The organism is Rhodanobacter sp. UC4452_H20 (assembly GCF_052978205.1).
Genome location: NZ_CM129662.1, coordinates 1223160 through 1242567, shown reverse-complemented (window position 1 = coordinate 1242567; position 19408 = coordinate 1223160). Strand labels below are relative to the sequence as shown.

At 67.7% G+C, this 19408-nt stretch carries 15 protein-coding genes; 12 read left to right on the top strand and 3 right to left on the bottom strand.

Going from position 1 to position 19408, the window contains the following annotated elements; all coding sequences use genetic code 11:
* Positions 1-124: 124 nt before the first annotated feature.
* Positions 125-577 (top strand): Hsp20/alpha crystallin family protein, encoded by a 453-nt coding sequence (locus ACVCMC_RS06020; RefSeq protein ID WP_395118210.1) that lies wholly within the window; start codon positions 125-127, stop codon positions 575-577.
* Between the two features lie 106 nt (positions 578-683).
* A complete protein-coding gene (locus ACVCMC_RS06015) occupies positions 684-1580 on the top strand; it encodes a DnaJ C-terminal domain-containing protein (RefSeq protein ID WP_447099035.1) in 897 nt (298 codons plus the stop codon).
* A 204-nt stretch (positions 1581-1784) separates the two neighbouring features.
* Here ACVCMC_RS06015 and typA read toward each other — a convergent pair whose 3' ends face one another.
* Complete coding sequence (typA, locus tag ACVCMC_RS06010; RefSeq protein WP_447099034.1) at positions 1785-3611, bottom strand: translational GTPase TypA; 1827 nt, start codon at positions 3609-3611, stop codon at positions 1785-1787.
* 221 nt (positions 3612-3832) lie between these two features.
* Positions 3833-5230, bottom strand: a complete 1398-nt coding sequence (locus ACVCMC_RS06005) for a GntP family permease (RefSeq protein ID WP_395118216.1) — start codon at positions 5228-5230, stop codon at positions 3833-3835.
* Between the two features lie 164 nt (positions 5231-5394).
* On the opposite strand from ACVCMC_RS06005, the gene ACVCMC_RS06000 reads away from it, so the two are divergent.
* The 10 genes from ACVCMC_RS06000 (at position 5395) to ACVCMC_RS05955 (ending at position 17514) form a co-directional block, all read left to right on the top strand.
* Positions 5395-7683, top strand: coding sequence for a TonB-dependent receptor (locus ACVCMC_RS06000; RefSeq protein WP_447099033.1), 2289 nt, complete (start codon positions 5395-5397; stop codon positions 7681-7683).
* Between the two features lie 136 nt (positions 7684-7819).
* On the top strand, positions 7820-8854 hold the full coding sequence (locus ACVCMC_RS05995) for an extracellular catalytic domain type 2 short-chain-length polyhydroxyalkanoate depolymerase (protein WP_447099032.1): 1035 nt from the start codon (positions 7820-7822) through the stop codon (positions 8852-8854).
* A gap of 410 nt (positions 8855-9264) precedes the next feature.
* Positions 9265-12675, top strand: a complete 3411-nt coding sequence (locus tag ACVCMC_RS05990) for a PAS-domain containing protein (RefSeq protein WP_447099031.1) — start codon at positions 9265-9267, stop codon at positions 12673-12675.
* 91 nt (positions 12676-12766) lie between these two features.
* Positions 12767-14188 (top strand): cbb3-type cytochrome c oxidase subunit I, encoded by a 1422-nt coding sequence (locus ACVCMC_RS05985; RefSeq protein ID WP_447099030.1) that lies wholly within the window; start codon positions 12767-12769, stop codon positions 14186-14188.
* The gene (locus ACVCMC_RS05980; protein ID WP_447099029.1) at positions 14185-15174 is read left to right on the top strand and encodes a cbb3-type cytochrome c oxidase subunit II; all 990 of its coding nucleotides are present in this window, start codon (positions 14185-14187) and stop codon (positions 15172-15174) included. The genes ACVCMC_RS05985 and ACVCMC_RS05980 overlap by 4 nt, the downstream gene beginning before the upstream one ends.
* 10 nt (positions 15175-15184) lie before the next feature.
* Positions 15185-15337, top strand: a complete 153-nt coding sequence (locus ACVCMC_RS05975) for a hypothetical protein (RefSeq protein ID WP_395118228.1) — start codon at positions 15185-15187, stop codon at positions 15335-15337.
* 14 nt (positions 15338-15351) lie between these two features.
* Positions 15352-15801, top strand: a complete 450-nt coding sequence (locus tag ACVCMC_RS05970) for a cytochrome C (protein WP_395118230.1) — start codon at positions 15352-15354, stop codon at positions 15799-15801.
* A 166-nt stretch (positions 15802-15967) separates the two neighbouring features.
* On the top strand, positions 15968-16138 hold the full coding sequence (locus ACVCMC_RS05965) for a hypothetical protein (RefSeq protein ID WP_395118232.1): 171 nt from the start codon (positions 15968-15970) through the stop codon (positions 16136-16138).
* Between the two features lie 82 nt (positions 16139-16220).
* On the top strand, positions 16221-16562 hold the full coding sequence (locus tag ACVCMC_RS05960; protein WP_447099028.1) for a carboxymuconolactone decarboxylase family protein: 342 nt from the start codon (positions 16221-16223) through the stop codon (positions 16560-16562).
* Position 16563: 1 nt separating this feature from the next.
* Positions 16564-17514, top strand: coding sequence for a PLP-dependent cysteine synthase family protein (locus ACVCMC_RS05955; protein ID WP_447099027.1), 951 nt, complete (start codon positions 16564-16566; stop codon positions 17512-17514).
* 45 nt (positions 17515-17559) lie between these two features.
* On the opposite strand, the gene ACVCMC_RS05950 is transcribed toward ACVCMC_RS05955, so the two are convergent.
* Positions 17560-19266 (bottom strand): hypothetical protein, encoded by a 1707-nt coding sequence (locus ACVCMC_RS05950; RefSeq protein WP_447099026.1) that lies wholly within the window; start codon positions 19264-19266, stop codon positions 17560-17562.
* Between the last annotated feature and the right edge of the window lie 142 nt (positions 19267-19408).

Below are 19408 nucleotides of genomic sequence, written 5' to 3'. Positions count from 1 at the left end.
CAATGGTGAACAACGCTTGCATGCTAGTGGTTTTGGCGGTCGGGTGCCTTGAATCGCCGCGGCGAGCACCTATTTCCGGAGCAGGCGGCGATCACGCCGCAAACCCGTCAGAGGAGGCACTGAAATGAACGTGAGCCGTCAATCCGTGTGGAACCGCGAGTTCGGTACGCCGGACGATTTCCGCCAGGTCATGAGCCGCTTTTTCGGCGCCGGCGACAATGACCAGTCCACCGTGGAAACCAGCCAGTGGGCGCCGCGGGTGGACATCCGCGAGGAAGACAAGCGCTTCATGATCCTGGTCGACGTGCCCGGCGTGGACCCGTCCACGATCGAGGTGAGCATGGACAAGAGCATCCTCACCATCAAGGGCGAACGCACCGTCGACAACGAAAAGGACGGCGGCAGGCTGACCCGGCAGGAGCGCGTCTACGGCACCTTCCATCGCCGCTTCTCGCTGCCGGAAAGCGCCGACGCGGAGAACATCAGCGCGCATGGCCGTTTCGGCGTGCTGGAGATCGCGATTCCGAAGAAGCCCGAAACCACGCCGCGTCGCATCGCGATCGACACCGGCAACTGACCTGCGCTGCACACGCAACGCGGTATGAAGACCCGCCCCGTCGTGGATAATGCTCCGCGGCGGGGCGCAGCCTTTCGGGCTGCGGTACCGACGAATAGGAGCGGGTGTGGAATTCAAAGATTATTACGAGATCCTCGGCGTCAAGCCTGACGCCAGCGAGGCCGACATCAAGGCGGCGTATCGCAAGTTGGCGCGCAAGTACCACCCGGACAAGAACAAGGACGCGGGCGCCGAGGAGAAGTTCAAGGCGGTCAACGAAGCCAACGAGGTGTTGAAGGACGCCGAGAAGCGGCGCTCCTACGACCAGCTGCGCGCCGGCGGTTATCGCCAGGGCGAGCAGTTCCGCCCGCCGCCGGGCTGGCAGGAGCAACAGGGCTTCGGTGGCGACGCCGGTGATTTCAGCGATTTCTTCGAAAGCCTGTTCGGTCGCGGCGCTGCGCATGGCGGCCATCGCGGCCAGCCGCGGCCGCGGCGTGGGCAGGACGTGCAGGCCTCGGTGCAGATCGACCTGCAGACCGCCTTCGACGGCGGCCCTACGCGGTTGGCCATGCACGATTCGTCCGGCGGCGAGCGCGTGCTCGAGGTGAAGATCCCCGCCGGCATCCAGAGCGGCCAGGTGATCCGTCTCTCGGGCCAGGGTCAGTCGGGCATGGGCGGTGGACCCAAGGGCGACCTGCTGCTGGAAGTGATCATCCGCGACGACCCGCGCTTTCGCCTCGACGGTCGCAATGTCGTCCACGTGCTGCCGATCGCGCCGTGGGAAGCCGCGCTGGGCGCGACCGTACCGGTGCCGACGCTGGCGGGCACCGTGGACCTGCGCATCCCCGCCGGCTCGCAGTCAGGCCGCAAGCTGAGGCTGAAGGGGCGCGGCATGCCGGGCAACAATCCCGGCGACCAATTGGTGGAATTGTCCATCCGCACGCCGGCGGCCGACAGCGATGCGCAGCGCAAGGCCTATGAGGTCTTGCGGAAGAGTTTCGCGGACTACGATCCGCGAGGCTGAAGTTCCGCACGTCGTAGGGCGGGCACCGCCCGCCATCGGCGCGCCGGAAAGGGCGGTCGGCGGGCAGTGCCCGCCCTACCCAGTGCTTTCCCTTACATGACGAAGAGCATCGCGCACAGGGTGCGCTCCTGCAGATGACGCGGCCGCCGGCAAGCAAAAGGCCGCCTCGCGGCGGCCTTCCGTTCAATCACACGAGATGACCACTCAGCTGCGCGAGGCGCGCTTGCGGTCGATCTCGGTGAGGTGTTTCTTGCGCAGGCGGATTTCCTTCGGGGTGACCTCGACCAGCTCGTCGTCGTCGATGAAGTCCAGTGCCTGTTCCAGGGTGAACTTGATCGCGGGGGTGAGCTGGATCGCGTCGTCCTTGCCCGAGGCGCGCATGTTGGTCAGCGGCTTGGGCTTGATCACGTTGACGGTGAGGTCGTTGTCCTTGGCGTGGATGCCGACCAGCTGGCCTTCATACACGTTGTCGCCCTCGGCGGCGAACAGCTTGCCGCGATCCTGCAGCGGCCCGAGCGAATAGGCGGGGGTGGTGCCGCCGGCATTGGCGATCATCACGCCGTTCTGCCGCTTGGCGATCTGGCCTTCTTCCTTCGGGCCGTAGTGGTCGAACACGTGGAACAGCAGGCCCGAGCCCTGGGTCAGGGTCTTGAACTGGTTCTGGAAGCCGATCAGGCCGCGCGCCGGGATTTCGTAATCCAGCCGCACGCGGCCCTTGCCGTCGGATTCCATGTTCTTCAGCTGGCCCTTGCGCATGCCCAGCTTCTCCATCACGCCGCCCTGGTGGATTTCCTCCACGTCGACCACCAACTGCTCGATCGGCTCCATCTTCTGGCCGTCGATCTCCTTGATGATGACTTCCGGGCGTGACACGGCCAGTTCGTAGCCTTCGCGGCGCATGTTCTCGATCAGCACCGACAGGTGCAGCTCGCCGCGGCCGGAGACCAGGAACTTGTCGGCATCCGAACCCTGCTCCACCTTCAGCGCCACGTTGTGCACCTGCTCGCGCTCCAGCCGGTCCTTGAGCTGGCGGCTGGTGAGGAACTTGCCGCCGGAGAGATCCTTGTTGCCGGCGAACGGCGAATTGTTGACCTGGAAGGTCATCGAGATCGTCGGTTCGTCCACGGTCAGCGCAGGCAGCGCTTCGGGCGTGTCCAGCGCGCAGATGGTGTCGGAGATGGTCAGGTCGGCGATGCCCGAGATGGCCACGATGTCGCCGGCCTCGGCGGTTTCCTGCTCGATCCGCTCCAGGCCGAGGAAGCCGAGCACCTGCAGCACCTTGCCCTGGCGCTTCTTGCCGTGACGGTCGATCACCGCCACCGGCATGTTCTTCTTCAAGGTGCCGCGCTGGATGCGGCCGATGCCGATCACGCCGACGAAGTTGTTGTAGTCGAGCTGGCTGATGCGCATCTGGAACGGGCCGTCAGGGTCCACGTCCGGCTTGCTGACGTGCTGCATGATCGCCTCGTACAGCGGGGTCATGTCGCCCTCGCGCACGTTCTCGTCCAGGCCGGCGTAGCCGTTCAGCGCCGAGGCGTAGACGATCGGGAACTCCATCTGCTCGGGCGTGGCGCCGAGGCGGTCAAACAGATCCCATACCTGCTCGACGACCCACTCCGGGCGCGCACCGGGGCGGTCGACCTTGTTGATCACCACGATCGGCTTGAAGCCCATCGCGAACGCCTTTTGCGTCACGAAGCGGGTCTGCGGCATCGGGCCGTCCATCGCGTCGACCAGGATCAGCACCGAGTCGACCATCGACAGCACGCGCTCGACCTCGCCGCCGAAGTCGGCGTGTCCGGGCGTGTCGACAATATTGATGCGGTTGCCCCGCCACGTGATGGCGGTGTTCTTGGCCAGGATGGTGATGCCGCGTTCCTTTTCCTGGTCGTTCGAATCCATCACACGCTCGGCCAGCACGGTGCGCTCGTTCAGCGTGCCGGACTGCTTGAGCAGGCAGTCCACCAGCGTGGTCTTGCCGTGGTCGACGTGGGCGACGATGGCGATGTTGCGCAGATTTTCTATGGACATGGGATCGACTCGGGTGGCGCGTGCAGCCACCACGTGGGTAATTTGAGGGTTAACCGGTCGATTATACGGGTTTGTGCGCCCGCGTGTGGGCACCCGTGCGACAGCCGGTCAAGGCACGCGACACCACCCGCCTCGGCGAACGGCCGGTGGCACGGGTCGGTCATCGCCCGAGGCGGGCTTCGTCCCGGGGTTCAAGCGGCGGGCGGCGCGGGCGGAGTGCGCTAGACCACGCCCAGCAGGTAGTACGCGGTGATGACCACGGCCACGGCCAGGGTCTTGATCACGGTGATCGCGAAGATGTCCTTGTAGGACTGGCGATGGGTCAGCCCGGTGACCGCCAGCAGGGTGATCACCGCGCCGTTGTGGGGCAGGGTGTCCATGCCGCCGGAGGCCATCGCGGCCACGCGGTGCAGCACCTCCATCGGGATGCCGGCGGCGTTCGCGTTGTGGATGAAGGTCTCCGCCATCGCGCCCAGCGCGATGCTCATGCCGCCAGAGGCCGAGCCGGTGATGCCGGCCAGCGCGGTGACGGTGACCGCCTCGTTGACCAGCGGGTTGGGAATGGTGTGCAGCGCGTCGGCCACCAGCTTGAAGCCGGGCAGGGCGGCGATCACCGCGCCGAAGCCGTACTCCGAGGCGGTGTTCATCGAGGCCAGCAAGGCGCCGCCGACCGCCGCCTGAGTGCCTGCGGCCAGCCGCCCCATCACTGCACGCCAGGCGAACACCAGCACGCAAAGAATGCCTGCCAGCAGGGCGCCCTCGACCGCCCAGATCGCGGCGACCTTGGACACCTCCTGCACCACCGGCCTGGCGCTGCCGACCACGCTGGGCAGGAACGATTGCGTCTCGCCGTAGAGGTGCGGAATCCAGTCGGTGAACAGCTTGTTGCATACGCCGACCAGCACCAGCGGCAGCAGGGCGATCAGCGGATGCGGCAGGCGGGTGGCGTCGAACGGCTCCGGTTCGTTGACCAGGTTGCTGCCGTAGCCCTCGCCGGCCGCCGCGGCCTTGCGCCGGCGCCAGTCGAGATAGCCCAGGCCCACGACCAGGATGAAGATGCCGCCGATCGTGCCCAACCACGGCGCGGCCCAGGTATCGGTGCCGAAGAACGCGGTGGGGATGATGTTCTGGATCTGCGGCGTGCCGGGCAGCGAATCCATGGTGAAGGTGAACGCGCCCAGCGCGATGGTGCCGGGGATCAGCCGCTTGGGGATGTCGCTGGCGCGGAACAGTTCCGCCGCGAACGGGTAGACCGCGAACACCACCACGAACAGCGACACGCCGCCGTAGGTCAGCAGCGCGCACACCAGCACGATGGACAGGATCGCCCGGCTGCGCCCGACCAGGCCGATCGTCGCCGCCACGATCGACTTGGAGAACCCCGACAGCTCGATCAGCTTGCCGAACACCGCGCCCAGCATGAACACCGGGAAATACAGCTTGAGGAAACCGACCATCCTGTCCATGAACAGGCCGGTGAACATCGGTGCCACCAGCGCCGGCTCGGTCAGCAGCACCGCGCCCAGCGCGGCGATCGGGGCGAACAGGATCACGCTGTAGCCGCGGTAGGCCGCGAACATCAGGAAGCACAGCGCAGCCAGCACGATCAAGAATGCCATCCGTGATTTCCCCAGCCTCGTCAATGCGACAGGCGTCGAGTATCCCGGAGGCACCAGGGCGCGGGCACTGTACGAAGGTACGAGTGCCCCGGCTTGCACGGGCACCTAAGCTGATCTGCATTCAGCATCCGCGCGAGCGATGCATTCACCGCCAAGGGGACGTCATGAAACGCACGCAACTGAGCTCGGCGATCGGTCTGGTACTGGGTTTCGCGCTGATGGCGCCGCTGCAGGCGCAGCAGGTCACGGATCCGTCAGGCACGGTCAAGCCGGCGGCCGCCAAGCAGGCCGAGGCGACACAGCTGGAAGCGGTCACGGTCACCGCGCGGCGTCGCGGCGAGGCGCTGGAGAAGGTGCCGGTGGCGGTCAGCGCGTTCACCAACGAGGATCTGAAGGATCTGCAGGCGAACAACATCGACGGCCTGCAGGGAGCCGTGCCGGGCATGAACATCGTGCAGGGCCGTGGCTCGTCCTCCTCGGTGAACGTGTTCATCCGCGGCATCGGCCAGCCCGACGCGTTGCAGACCTTCGACCCGGGCGTCGGCATGTACGTCGACGACGTGTACTACTCGCGCATCCAGGGCGCCCTGTTCAGCCTGTTCGACATCGAGCGCGTCGAGGTGCTGCGCGGGCCGCAGGGCACGCTGTACGGCAAGAACTCCACCGGCGGCGCGATCAAGATCATTACCAAAGAGCCGAGCAACACGCCCGAGGGCTCGATCGAGGGCACGGTCGGCAACTATGGCCGGCGCGAGGGTCGTTTCTATGTTTCCGGGCCGCTCGGCGCAACGGTGTCGGGCAATCTGGCCGGCGTCTACACGCGCACCGATGGTTACGTCACCGATCCGGCCACCGGCCAGAAATACAACAACGACAACACCAAGGCCGTGCGCGGCAAGTTGAAGTGGCAACCCAGTGACGCCTTCAGCGCCACGCTGTCGGCCGACTACACCAAGCAGGACACCAAGCTGACCCTGGGTGAGGCGACCGCGCCGCTGTATGCCACCGACCTCGCACTGGGCCAGGTGCTGCTCTACACGCCGCCCGCCGGCAAGTACGACTTCCACGGCGCGACCTCGTTCGGCCCCGGCCACGGGCAGAAGCTCACTCACTACGGCGCGTCGCTGCACATGGATTGGCACCTGGCCGACCGCTGGGACCTGAAGAGCATCACGGCGTGGCGCAAGCTGCACAGCAATTCCTTCATCGACATCGACGCCACCACGCTGGAACTGGGCGACGTGCTGGTCGATTTCCATCAGAAACAGCTGAGCCAGGAACTGCAGCTGCAGTACGACAACGGCAGCAACCTGCAGGCCGTGTACGGCCTGTATTACCTGGACGAGAAGGTGCCCTCGCACCAAGAGGCCTACGCCGACGACCTGCTGCGCTTCGCCACGCTGCCGGTGGATTTCCTGCGCACGATCGACGACAAGCTGGAGAACAAGAGCTGGGCCGGCTTCGCGCATTTCAACTGGGAGTTCGTGCCGACCTGGACGCTCGCCGCCGGCGTGCGCTACACCCACGAAACGAAGGACTACTGGCGCACCACCAGCGCGTTCTTCGGCGCGCCGCTGCAGGCGTTCAGCCAGGACCCGCAGGCGGTGATCCAGCCGACCAGCAAGTCGTGGAGCGCGGTCACGCCGTCGCTCAGCCTGGAGAAGCAGTTCACGCCGCAGACGATGGGCTATGTCTCGGTCAACCGCGGCTTCAAGTCCGGCGGCTTCAACGGCCGCGCCAACGATCCGGCGGAAGCGGCCGACCCGACCTTCGATCCCGAGTACGTGTGGACCTACGAGCTGGGCCTGAAGATGCGCTCGGCCGACAACCGGCTGCAGGGCAATTTCGCCGCCTACCACTCCAACTACACCGACTTCCAGGCGCGCGTTTCCGAGGTGCAGAACCCGGGCTCGGCCACGCCGGCCTTCAGCTTCCCGGTGCTCAACGCCGCCAAGCTGAAGATCGACGGCCTGGAGTTCGAGGGCGCCGCCGTGCTGGGCGAGGGCACCAGGCTTTCGACGCAGCTGGCGTGGATGGATGCGCGCTACGACAAGTTCGTCGACCCCCGCACGCAGTACGACCCGAGCCTGGCCGACCTGCACGACCACGTGCCGTTCTCGCCGAAGTTCACCGCCCGCGTGGCGCTGGCGCACACCTTCGGCCTGCCCAGCGGCAGCGCGCTGACCTTCGGCGCCGACGCCTCGTATCGCAGCGACACCTGGCTCAGCGTCGACAACCGCGACGGGCTGATGCAGCAGGCGTACACGGTCACCGGCGTGTTCGGCGTGTTCGATTCGGTCGACGGGCACTGGCAGCTGCGCGCCGGCGTGCGCAACCTCGGCGACAAGGTCTACAAGACCGACGGCCAGGAGTTCTCCAGCGTCGGCAACATCCAGACCGCCTACTACGGCGCGCCACGCAACTGGTACTTCAGCGCCCGGTACAATTTCTGAGCGGAACGCACCGGGTCCCGGTGCGCCGGGCCAACCGCCACTGCACCACGGGCAAGCATGGCCTGCGGCGCAGCGGTGGGCAGGGGCGATCCGCCGCTTCCCGGCCGGCAGGCCCACCATTCGACGGAGCAGACCCATGAACAGCCGATGGTTCAACCGCTTGCTGCTGCTGACCCTGCTGGGCAGCGGCAGCGCCTGCGCCGCCGACACCGCCGGGCGCCTGCCGCATCTGGCGATCGACCCCGCCCGCGTCGCGGTGGTGGGGCTTTCCTCGGGGGCCTACATGGCCGGCCAGGCGCAGCTCGCGTATCCCGATCTGTTTCCCGATGCCGCGCTGGTCGCCGGCGGCCCGTACGGTTGTGCCGGGGGGCAGCTGGCGGTGGCGCTGAGCGCCTGCATGAAGGGAGTGCCGGCGCCCGATGTCGCCAAACTGGTGGCCAGTGCCCGTGAGCGCTCGGCCGACGGCCGGATCGGTCCGCTGAAGGATCTCGCCGGCGCCCGCGTCTACCTGCTGCATGGCAAGGACGACGCCCTGGTCGCCCCGGCCGTGGCCGAGGCCGGCGCCCGTTTCTACGAGCAGTTGCGCGACGGCACGCCCGGCCTGGACGGCATGCAGGTGCACGAGGACGGCCAGCGTGCGTTTGCGCACAACCTGCCGGTGGCCGGCAGCGGCGACGATTGCGACAAGTCGGTGGCGCCGTACCTGGGCCACTGCGGCTTCGACGCCGCCGGCGAAATTTTCGCGCGGATGTTCGGCGAGCCGGCGCATGCCGCCACCGCGGCACGCGGCGAGCTGCGCACGTTCGACCAGGATGCGCTGCGCCCCGGGGGCGCCGACGCGTTCCTGGCAAGCACCGGATACGTCTATCTGCCGCCGGCCTGCATCGCCGGCAAGCCCTGCGGCCTGATGGTGGCCTTCCACGGCTGCAAGCAGAATGCCGACGCCGTGGGCAAGGCCTTCGTCGAGGACGCGGGCTTCAATCGCTGGGCGGACGTCTACGACGTGGCCGTGCTATATCCTCAGACACGCGCAAGTTTCGCGCCCTTGAATCCGCAGGCATGCTGGGACTGGTGGGGTTATTCGGGAGCCGACTACGACACACGCCAGGGCGTGCAGTTGCGCTGGCTGGTGGACGCGGTGCACGCGCTGGGTTTGCCTGCCGGGCATTGATGTCCCCCCATGCGGATGGCTTCGACGGTATCGTGGGAGCGCGCTCGCGCGCGATGCTTTTGGTTCCGTGCAAAACTTTTGGTTCCGTGCAAAACGGAGACTGGCCGCCCGCCCGTCCTTGTAGGAGCGCACCCTGTGCGCGATGCCTTTGCTCAAAGTGACTCGGTCGCCGAAGGCGATCGACCGCTGTTCGCTTCACCGGTGTCACGAGCCAGAGCATCGCGCACAGGGTGCGCTCCTACAGGGGCCGGCGATCGGACGCTGTTGGCTTCGGATGGAGTCAAGGACATCGCGCAGAAGTGCGCTCCTACAGGTGCAGGTGCAAGGAGGCTCTTTGCCTTGAAGACAGTGCACACCGCGGCAGAAGTATCGCGGCCGGGGCCACGCCCGCAAGCAAGGGCGCAAAAACCATGCTGAGCGCCAGCGTCATTGCCATCGCTGCGCTGTGCTGGCTCGGCCTGCTGTTCGGGGTGGCGTTGCTTGGCGAGCGGCAGCCGCACATATTCGAGAAGCGATGGGCGATCGTGTATGCGCTGTCGCTGGCGATCCACTGCACCTCGTGGACGTTCTACGGCACCGTCACCCAGGCCAGCCGCTCCGGTTGGTGGCTGCCGCCGACGTTCGTGGGGGCGATCGTGATGTACCTGTTCGCGCTGAAATTCCTCGGCCGGATGGTGCAGCTGGTGCGCGAGTACAACGCCGGTTCGCTGGCCGACCTGATCGCGGTGCGGCTGGGCCGGCATTCGGGGTTGGCGGCGCTGGTCACCGCGGTGGTGGTGATCGGCATCGTGCCGTACATCGCGCTGCAGCTCAAGGCGGTGGCGATGAGCTACGGCATCCTCAGCCAGGGGCAACTGGCCGAATCCGAGCCGTGGCAGGACAGCGCGTTGTACGTGGCCTTGCTGATGGCGCTGTTCGCGATGCTGTTCGGTACGCGGCGCGCCTCGACCATGGCGCACAATCGCGGGCTGGTGCTGGCGATGGCGTTCGAGTCGCTGTTCAAGCTTGGCGCAATGCTGGCGCTGGGCAGCCTGTTGTTTGCCGCGCTGCCGACGAACCTGCCTGCGCATGTGCCCACGCCGCCGGACAGCGGCGGGTTCCCGGCCTTGATCCTGCTCGGTGCGCTGGCGATGTTCACCATGCCGCACCAGTTCTACGCCGGCATCGTGGAGTGCCGCAGCGACGGCAACCTGCGCACGGCGCGCTGGCTGTTCCCGCTGTACCTGTTGCTGATCTCGCTGCCGATCCTGCCGCTGGCGCGGCTGGGCGACGCGCTGCTCGGCCCCAGCGGGGTGTCCTCGGACATGTATGTGCTGGCGCTGCCGCTGGCGCAGGGCAGGCAGGGGCTGGCGCTGATCGCCTTTCTCGGCGGGCTGAGCGCGGCGACCAGTATGGTGGTGATCGCCACGCTGACGCTGAGCCTGATGGTGGTCAACCATTTCATCGCGCCGCTGCGCGTGCGTTCGGGTTGGGGGCGCGGCGAGCGCGTCGACCTGCGCGGGGCGCTGCTCAATTACCGGCGCGTGGCGATCGTGGTGGTGATCCTGCTGGCCTGGGCCTACAGCCGCCTGCTGGCGCGCAACGAGGCGCTGGCCGACATCGGCGCGATCTCGTTCTCGGCATTGGCCGGTCTGACCCCGGCCGTGCTCGCGGCGATGTACCGGCCGCAATTGGGTTCGCGCGCGGTGATGGCCGGGCTGGCCGCCGGCACCGTGGTGTGGATCTATGCGGTGCTGCCGGCGCTGCTGCCGGCGTCGCTGCCGTGGCTGCGCGACGGGCCGTTCGGCATGCACTGGCTGGCGCCGGACGACCTGCTCGGCCTGGGCGACTGGAACCGTCTCGGTCGCGCCGTGGTGGTCAGCCTGGCGGCGAACGCGGCGGTGATGCTGGCCGTTGCCGGCTCGCGCTACGGGCAGGGCGGACGGGCGGTCAGCGTCGGCCATGTCGACGTCGCCGAACTGCGTGCGCTGGCGGCGCGCTTCCTGCCGCCGGAGCGTGTCGAGCATCTGTTCGACGGTGCGCCAGCCAGCGGCTCCTCCGGCACCGCGCGGGTCAACCAGGTGGAGCACGAGCTGGCCGCGGTGATCGGCGCCGCCTCGGCGCGCCTGCTGCTGGAAGTGGCCCATCGGCAGGGCCGCGAGGAGCTCGATACGGTGGTCGCGATCGTGGGCGAGGCGGCGCAGGATTTGCGCTTCAACCAGCGCGTGCTGGGCGCGGCGCTGGAGAACATGAGCCAAGGCATCTGCGTGGTCGACGCGGAGCTGTGCCTGGTGGCGTGGAACTCGCCGTATGCACGCCTGTTCAACTATCCGCCGGGCATGCTGCGGGTGGGCCGCCCGGTCGCCGAGCTGACCCGCCACAACATCGCGGCCGGCATGCTCGGCCCCGGAGCGGTCGAGACACGCGTGCAGCGCCGGCTGGAGCACATGCGCGCGGGTACCCGGCATTTGTCCGAGCGCCGTTTTCCCGACGGCAGGATCGTGGAGGTCCGCGGCAATCCGATGCCCGGCGGCGGCTTCGTGGCCACCTTCACCGACGTCACCGCGTTCCGCCAGGCCGAGGCGGCGCTCAAGCGCGTCAACGAAACGCTGGAATTGCGCGTGGACGAGCGCACCCGCGCGCTGGCGCTGGCCTCGGCGGATGCGCAGGCGGCCAACGAGGCGAAGAGCCGCTTCCTCACCGCGGTCACCCACGACCTGATGCAGCCGCTGCATGCGGCGCAGTTGTTCGCGCATGCGCTGACCGAGCGCGGTGGCGACAGCCGCACGGCGCAGCACCTCAACGGCGCGCTCGCCGCCACCGAGGGCTTGCTGACCGGGCTGCTCGACGTGGCGCGGCTGGAGGGTGGCCGCCTGCATCCGCAGCTGCGCGCGTTTGCGCTGGCCGAAGTGTTCGATCCGCTCGGCGCCGAGTTTCGCGCGATGGCCGCCGATCGCGATGTCCGGTTGCGCGTGGTGAGTACACGGGCATGGGTGCAGTCCGATCCGCAGCTGTTGCGGCGGGTGCTGCAGAACTTCCTGTCCAACGCGCTGCGCCATGCCGGCCACGGCCGCGTGCTGCTCGGCGCGCGCCGGCGCGGCGCCATGCTGCGGCTGGAGGTGTGGGATACCGGTGGCGGCATTGCGCCGGAGGAGCAGCAACTGATCTTCCAGGAGTTCCGTCGCGGCAGTACGGCCGGAGGGCAGGGCTTGGGGCTGGGCCTGTCGATCGCACAGCGCATGGCGGACCTGCTCGGCCATCCGCTCGGGCTGCGCTCGTCGCCGGGGCACGGCAGCGTGTTCCATCTCGAGGTGCCGCTGGCACCGCCCACGCCGCACCGCGCGCCCTCTCCCGACACCATGCGGCCGCTGCCGGCGGGCCGCGCGCTGGTGCTGGACAACGAACCGGCGGCGCTGGCGGCGCTGACCACGCTGCTGGCCAGCTGGGGCTGGCAGGTGCACGCCGCGCGCAACGCGGCGCAGGCGTTGGCGGTGCCGTGGCGGCCGGACGTCAACATCCTGGACTTCCATCTGGATGGCGGCCAGAACGGCCTGGATGTCTGGCGACAACTCGCGGCAGGTCACCCTGACGTACCCACGGTGATGCTCACCGCGGACCGCGACGGCGAACTGCGCCAGCAACTGCTCGATGCCGGCGCGGGCGTGCTGTACAAGCCGCTCAAGCCGCTGGCACTGCGGCAGACGCTGTTGCGCCTCGGTGCGCGCGGTGTACATGCGGCGCAACAAGTTGCGCGTACCCGCGCCGTCAGCGCGGGCACGGCGCCTTCGCCCACCGCGTCGCAGCCGGGCGATTCTTGCGGCGCCACTGCCGGCGAGACCTGATCTGGATCAATGCCGCACCGGAGATCGAGGCCTATGGTCACGGGGCTCGACGCCCGGGTGGGCGCCATACCGGATTCGACGGAATGGAACGATGCAGGCAAGCGCAGCGGCACCCCGCGCGATCGGACAGGTGGAAGACGACCGTGCGTTGACGGCGGTATTCACGGCGTACGTCACCACCGCCACGATCTGGCTGGTGATTGCCACGGCAGTCGGTCTGCTGCTGGCGTTCAAGTTCGGCGCACCGGACTTCTGGGCGGCCAAATACCTGACTTTCGGTCGCCTGCGGCCGATCCATACCAACGCGACGTTCTACGGCTGGGCCAGCATCGGCCTGGTCGGCGTGGCGTATTACATCGCCGCGCGCAGCTGCGGCACGCGCCTGTACAGCACCCGGCTGGCGTGGCTCGGACTGGCGTTGTTCAACCTCGCCGCGATCGCCGGCACGATTGCGCTGGACCTGGGCTGCAACGACGGCGATCTGGAATATCGCGAATGGCCGTGGCCGATCCGGCTGATCTTCCTGGCCGCCTTGCTGGTGACGGGATGGAACCTCATCGGCACCGTGCTCAGGCGCAGCAGCGAGGACATCTATCTTTCCAACTGGTACACCATCGCCGGCGTGTTGTGGACCTGCGTGATCGCCACCGTGGGCGTGCTGCCGTGGTACCAGCATGGCCTGGGCCAGGTGGCCATCTCCGGCTTCTACATGCACAACGCGGTCGGCATGTGGTTCACCCCGCTGGCACTGGGCACGTTCTACTACGCGATACCCAAGATCCTGAGCCGACCGATCTATTCCTACGCGCTGGGCGTGTTCGCGTTCTGGACCAACCTGCTGTTCTATCCGCTGCTCGGTGCGCACCATTTCCTGTTCAGTCCGCTGCCGTGGTGGCTGCAGACCACCGCGATCGTGTTCAGCGTGGCGATGCTGGTGCCGGTGTGGGGCGGCAGCGCGAACTATCTGCTGACCATGCGCGGGCGCTATCGCGACATGATCCATTCCTACCCGCTGATGTTCATCTTCGTGGGGGTGATCGGTTATCTGTTCGGCTCGACCCAGGGCACGGTCGAGGCGTTCCGCTCGATGCAGGCGATCTGGCACTTCACCAACTTCACGGTCGGACATTCGCACCTGACGATGTACGGCTTCGTCACGTTCGCGCTGTGGGGCGGCATCTACGCGCTGCTGCCGCTGGCCACCGGCAAGACCGCGGGACGCATCGGGCTGGCGGCGCATTTCTGGATGGCGCTGGTAGGCAGCTTCATCTACGTGATCTCGCTGTCGATCGGCGGCACGGTGCAGGGACTGGATTGGCTGCACGGCCTCCCGTTCATCCAGTCGGTGGTGGACATGCAGCCGTACTACGTGTGGCGTGGCGTGGGCGGGATGCTGATGTTCGGCTCGCACCTGGTGTTCGCGTGGAACGTGTGGCGCATGACCTCGGGCCAGCCCGGCAATGCCGCCTCGCCGGTGCTCGATGCCGACGCCACCGGGGAGGTCGCGGCATGAAAAAACTCCTGCTGATCGCCGGCGGGGCGCTGGGCATCTACATCGTCATCGTTCTGCTGGTGGCGGTGCTGCCCGCGATCGACTTGTCCGGCACACCGGCGGGCCCGGGCGTGGAACCGCTGACCGCGTTGCAGGCGGAAGGCCGCACGGTTTTCGTCGCCAACGGCTGCAGCTATTGCCACACGCAACAGGTACGCCCGCTGGACGAGGACAAGGTGTTCGGCCGGCCTTCCGCCCCGGGCGACTTCGTCTACCAGACGCCGGAGTTGCTGGGTTCCGAACGCACCGGCCCGGATCTCGCCAACCTGGGCGCCAGCAAGCCGAGCGACGTGTGGCAATACATCCATCTGTTCGATCCGCGTGCGGTGGTGCCGGAGTCGATCATGCCGAACTTCAAGTTCCTGTTCCGCGTGGTGGACGAGGTGCCGCCCGGCGAGACCGCGGTGCCGGTTCCGGCAGGCTTCGCGCCGAAGACGGGCAAGGTGATCCCCACGCCGCAGGCCAGGGCGCTGGTTGCCTATCTGCTGTCCCTGAAGCAGACACCGATCCCGGGTTACACGATGAACGGCAGCATGGGCGGCGCGACGAACGTGGCGCCGATGGCGAAGGCCGGACCTGCGCCGGCGACTGCTCCGGCCGGTGCGTACCAGTACGTGGCGAGCAAGGGCGAGGCGTTGTTCACCGCCAATTGTTCCGCCTGCCACCAGGCCACCGGCACCGGCATCCCCGGCGCCTTTCCGCCGCTCAAGGGCAATGCCGCGGTGGACGATGAGGACCCGACCCTGCACATCCACACGGTGTTGCAGGGCGCGCACGGCGTCATCATCGGCGGCGTGAAATACGACAGCGCCATGCCGCCGTTCGCCGGCCAGCTGAGCGACGCGGACATTGCCGACATCGTCAACTACGAGCGCAGCTCGTGGGGCAACCACGCCAAGCCGGTCACGCCGGCCGAGGTCGCTATTGTGCGCGCGAAGGGGCAATGACATGCATCACATGACCGGGCCGCTGTGGGGCAACATCGCGATCATCGGGATCGCCGGTGCCATCACGATCGGCTGTTTCGTCGCGATGTTCTGGATGATCTTCCGGCCCGGCGAGAAGGATCCGCGCCACTGCAAGAACGACATCCTGCGGCCGGATCGGTGAGGGAGGTATCCGTGATGGCCAAGCCGCACGTGCGCATCTACATCGACGACAACCCGAAGCCGGTGATCGATCGCGAGTTGCCCACCTCGCTGACGCTGGATACGCGCCAGCTGAGCGACGGTCCGCATCGTCTGATCGTCTGTGCCGAGGACCAGGGCGGTGCCGAAGGCATCGAGGAGATTCCGTTCGTCGTGCAGAACGGTCCCGGCATCCTGGTCTCCGGCCTGCGTCCGGGCTCGACCCGGCGCGGCGAGTTGCAACTGCACGTGGATGCGTTCAGCACGGACGATCCGTTTGATCCGCGCCGCGCCGAGGCGCGTTCGTCGATCCCGGTGTGGGTGTGGGTGCTGAGCCTGTTCGTGGTGGCCTGGGCGGTGTTCTACGCCGCGCGCATGTGGGAGGTGCCCGCGCCCTATGCGAACACGCCGACCTACATGCAGCCGGCCGCACCGTCGCACGGTTGATCGCTGCCGCCGCGCGTGGCCGGCGCGACCACAGTGTTTTCACCGGTGCGCGCCCATCATGCCGGCGATCCAGCCATTCCCTGACGTGGATCAGCGCTGCGTCATGCGGCCGCGCCTAAGGTGAGGGTACGCGACGCCCGCTTGGCGCCATGCCGGGTGCACAACCATGAAACGATGCAGAAGGGCAGCGGAATCCGACGTGCGGCGGCAAACGCCGGGTGATGCGCGCCAGTCGCGCGAACGGCGCGAACGACGCATCGACGAGCAACTGGCGCAGAGCTTTCCCGCCAGCGATCCGCCCGGCTGGGTGCTCGGCACATCGCGGCCGCCACTCTGAGGCGATCGACCCGACCCCGCGCGTCCGGTCGCCGCAGGGCGAGCGGGCGTGCGCGTCCGAGAAACGAACAGGAGCAAACCCCATGGAGTCACCCATGTATCCCCCCTCCACCGTGGAACTGGCGCGCAAGCGCCGCGAGCTGGCGCCCGCACCGCTGCAGGCCTTCAAGGCTTTCAGTGCCGCCGTGTTCGCCGACGGCGCCTTGCCCGACGTCACCAAGCAGTTGATCGCGGTGGCGGTGGCGCACACCACGCAATGCCCGTACTGCATCAAGGGCCATACCGCCGAGGCGCTCAAGCAGGGCGCCACCGAACAGCAGATCATGGAGGCGATCTGGGTCGCCGCCGAAATGCGCGCCGGCGCCGCCTATGCGCATTCCGCGCTGGCGCTGGACGTGATGCAGCATGCGCACGAGGGCCACTGAGATGAGCGCCCGTTTTGCCACGGTCTCCGACACCATCCTCGACGCCATCGGCGACACGCCGCTGCTGAACATCGAGGGCGTCTACGCCAAGATCGAGTTCCTCAACCCGTCCGGCTCGATCAAGGCGCGCATCGCCAGGTACATGATCGAGCGCGCCGAGCGCGAAGGCCTGCTCAAGCCGGGCGACACCATCGTGGAGGCGACCAGCGGCAACACCGGCAACGCCCTGTCGATGGTGGCCGCGGTGAAGGGCTACCGCATGCAGGTGGTGATGCCCGAGGGGCTGTCCAGCGAGCGCGTGGCGATCTCCCGCGCATTCGGCGCCGAGGTGCTGTTCTGCGGCAATTTCCACGTCAACGAGGCGCTGGCGCGGGCGAAGGAGCTGGGCCAGCAGCCCGGCTATTTCTGCCCCAGCCAGTTCGAGTCGGAATGGAACGTGGAGGAGAACCGCGAGATCCTCGGCCCGGAGATCCTTGCCCAGCTGCCCGCCGGCTGCGTGCCCGATGCTTTGGTGCTCGGCGTGGGCACCGGCGGTACGCTGATCGGTGTGGGGCAGGCGTTCCGCGCGGTCAATCCCGATGTGCGGCTGTTCGCGATGGAGCCATCCGAATCGTGCACGATCCTCTGCGGCGAGATCGCCGCGCACACCATCGAGGGCATTTCCGACGGCTTCGTGCCGGGCATCTTCGAACGCCACGCCAGCCTGGTGAACGAGGTGCTGTCGGTATCCAGCGTCGATGCGGTGGCCGAGATGAAACGGTTGGCACGCCGCCACGGCCTGTTCTGCGGCCCCAGCTCCGGCGCGCACATGCTGGCGGCGCAGCGCATCCGCAAGAACTTCCCCGAGTTGAATACGGTGGTGACGGTGTTCTGCGACGAAGGCGAGAAATACCTGCACGAGTATTTCATGGCGCCGGCAAGCAGCGAGGTCGATGCCACGCATTTCGCCTGAGTGCGTGTTGGTACGTGACGGGGATCGCGGCGGGACGCCGTGCATTCACGGATGTGCCGCGACGAACCCCTTCGCTTCGGCCAGCGCCGGCAGGCCCGCATCGGCGCTGTGCCAGATGGTCATCAGTTCCTTGTAGGTGGCGGTGGCTGCCGCGGTGTCGCCGCTGGCCGATTCCGCGCGGGCGCGGCCGAGCAGGGACCGGGTGCGGCGGGGTGCGCTTTTCAGTGCGGTCCCGAATGCCGCGCGCGCCTCGGTCGCCTTGCCTTGCCTGAGCAACTGTTCGCCCAGCAGTTCGTGTGGCGGCTTGATCGGCACCGGCGGACCGAAGTCGAACGCCAGTGTTTCGTAGCGGCGGGCTGCGCGGTGGATGGCATCCAGGCCACTCTGCGGCTTGCCCTCGCCGATCGCCAGCATGCCGCCGAGGTCCTCCCGGAGGATGGCCAGGTAGCTGGTCGTCTGGGCGTCGCCGGAGGTCTCGCTGCCGGCGTGCCGGGCCGACAGCGCGGCCAGCGATTTCTGCGCAGCCGGCAGGTCGTGGCGTTCGATCGCGGCATAGCCCTCGGTGAAATCGTTCCAGCCGGCGTCCGGGCCCATGCCGGTCGTATCCACCGTGGTGTGCGCGGCCGGGCCGTTGCCGTCGCCGGATTCGACCACGGCGATCGCGCGCATCTGCAACAGCGACTTGTTGAGCATTTGCGCGAATTTCGTCGGCGTGCTTTGCATCGTGGCCAGCCGGTCGGCGTGGGCGTTGGCCCAGGCTATCGAGGACTCGATCGACTGCCGGCATGCCTGCAGCGCCCTTTCAGCATCGCGGAAACGACCCTGCTGGTAGTAGGCGTACTCCAGCCACTCCATGTAGTGACCGCATTCGGCGGGCGGGCGGCCGGCGGCTTTGGCCTGGGCATTGACCACGCGCATCGCCACCTCGTTGGCTTTCGCCACGTCATCCCACAAGCCGAGCGCCATGAAGATGTGCGACGTCATGTGCTGGGCGTGGGCGGCCTCGGGCGAGATCTTCGACAGCGCGTGCGCAGGCTCGAGCGCGCCGGCGGCGTGCGCGGGATCGTCCATCGCGTGAATCCAGTAATGCGCCGCGCCGGGGTCCTGCGGGTTCAGGCGGAAGATGCGCTCGGCAATGGCACCGGCGCGCAGATAGGCCGGGATGTCGCGCACGCCTTCGCTGCGTCCCATCAGCGCCAGCGCGTGGAAGAGCTGGGCGTTGTTGTCATGCGGCCAGGTCCTGGCCAATCGCTCCATCGCCTGGTCGTACTGCGCGTCGCGTTCCGGCTTGGTGCCGTGGCCGGAATACAGGATTTCCACGGCGGCGAGATAGGCCTTCTCGCGCGGCGTCGGCGCCTTGGCGGCGCGCGCGGCCGGGGTAGGGCCGAGCCGGTCGAGTGCCGCGCGACCGGCATCGGCATCGAGCTGGTTCCAGATGCCGTGGTTGTACGTCATCGCTTCACCCCAGCAGGCCATGGCGAAGCCCGGGTCCAGTTGCCGGGCCTCGCGGAATGCCTTGGCGGCATCCGGATACTCGAACAGGTGCAACAGCAGCGCGCCGCGCAGGAAGGCGGTTTGCGCAGCCGTCGAATGGGTCGACGTGGGGAACGAGATGCTGCCGAGGCCGGCGATGGTTTGCATCGGGGTGGCTTCGCGCGCCTGGGCGCCGGTCAGCAGGCCCGGCCACAGGATTCCGCAGACGAAGGCGACGAGAGCCAGGACGACGAGACGAAGACGACGCGACAGATTCATGATTGACATCCTTCTGCTGGATGAAGTCACGTGCGGCGGGCGAACCCGCCGGCGCAGGGGACGAGATCATGAGGTAGCGCCCATCCTCCGGGAACGGGGCAGAGGCGTCTCGGTCTGGGCGCGCGCAGTGTGCGCCTGGCCG

What these genes read in the sequence shown, in the direction of transcription:
- ACVCMC_RS06020 (WP_395118210.1), top strand. Translation starts at nt 125, where the DNA reads ATGAACGTGAGCCGTCAATCCGTGTGGAACCGCGAGTTCGGTACGCCG.
- typA (WP_447099034.1), bottom strand. Translation starts at nt 3,611, where the DNA reads ATGTCCATAGAAAATCTGCGCAACATCGCCATCGTCGCCCACGTCGAC.
- ACVCMC_RS06005 (WP_395118216.1), bottom strand. Translation starts at nt 5,230, where the DNA reads ATGGCATTCTTGATCGTGCTGGCTGCGCTGTGCTTCCTGATGTTCGCG.
- ACVCMC_RS06000 (WP_447099033.1), top strand. Translation starts at nt 5,395, where the DNA reads ATGAAACGCACGCAACTGAGCTCGGCGATCGGTCTGGTACTGGGTTTC.
- ACVCMC_RS05995 (WP_447099032.1), top strand. Translation starts at nt 7,820, where the DNA reads ATGAACAGCCGATGGTTCAACCGCTTGCTGCTGCTGACCCTGCTGGGC.
- ACVCMC_RS05990 (WP_447099031.1), top strand. Translation starts at nt 9,265, where the DNA reads ATGCTGAGCGCCAGCGTCATTGCCATCGCTGCGCTGTGCTGGCTCGGC.
- ACVCMC_RS05985 (WP_447099030.1), top strand. Translation starts at nt 12,767, where the DNA reads ATGCAGGCAAGCGCAGCGGCACCCCGCGCGATCGGACAGGTGGAAGAC.
- ACVCMC_RS05980 (WP_447099029.1), top strand. Translation starts at nt 14,185, where the DNA reads ATGAAAAAACTCCTGCTGATCGCCGGCGGGGCGCTGGGCATCTACATC.
- ACVCMC_RS05975 (WP_395118228.1), top strand. Translation starts at nt 15,185, where the DNA reads ATGACCGGGCCGCTGTGGGGCAACATCGCGATCATCGGGATCGCCGGT.
- ACVCMC_RS05970 (WP_395118230.1), top strand. Translation starts at nt 15,352, where the DNA reads ATGGCCAAGCCGCACGTGCGCATCTACATCGACGACAACCCGAAGCCG.
- ACVCMC_RS05965 (WP_395118232.1), top strand. Translation starts at nt 15,968, where the DNA reads ATGAAACGATGCAGAAGGGCAGCGGAATCCGACGTGCGGCGGCAAACG.
- ACVCMC_RS05960 (WP_447099028.1), top strand. Translation starts at nt 16,221, where the DNA reads ATGGAGTCACCCATGTATCCCCCCTCCACCGTGGAACTGGCGCGCAAG.
- ACVCMC_RS05955 (WP_447099027.1), top strand. Translation starts at nt 16,564, where the DNA reads ATGAGCGCCCGTTTTGCCACGGTCTCCGACACCATCCTCGACGCCATC.
- ACVCMC_RS05950 (WP_447099026.1), bottom strand. Translation starts at nt 19,266, where the DNA reads ATGAATCTGTCGCGTCGTCTTCGTCTCGTCGTCCTGGCTCTCGTCGCC.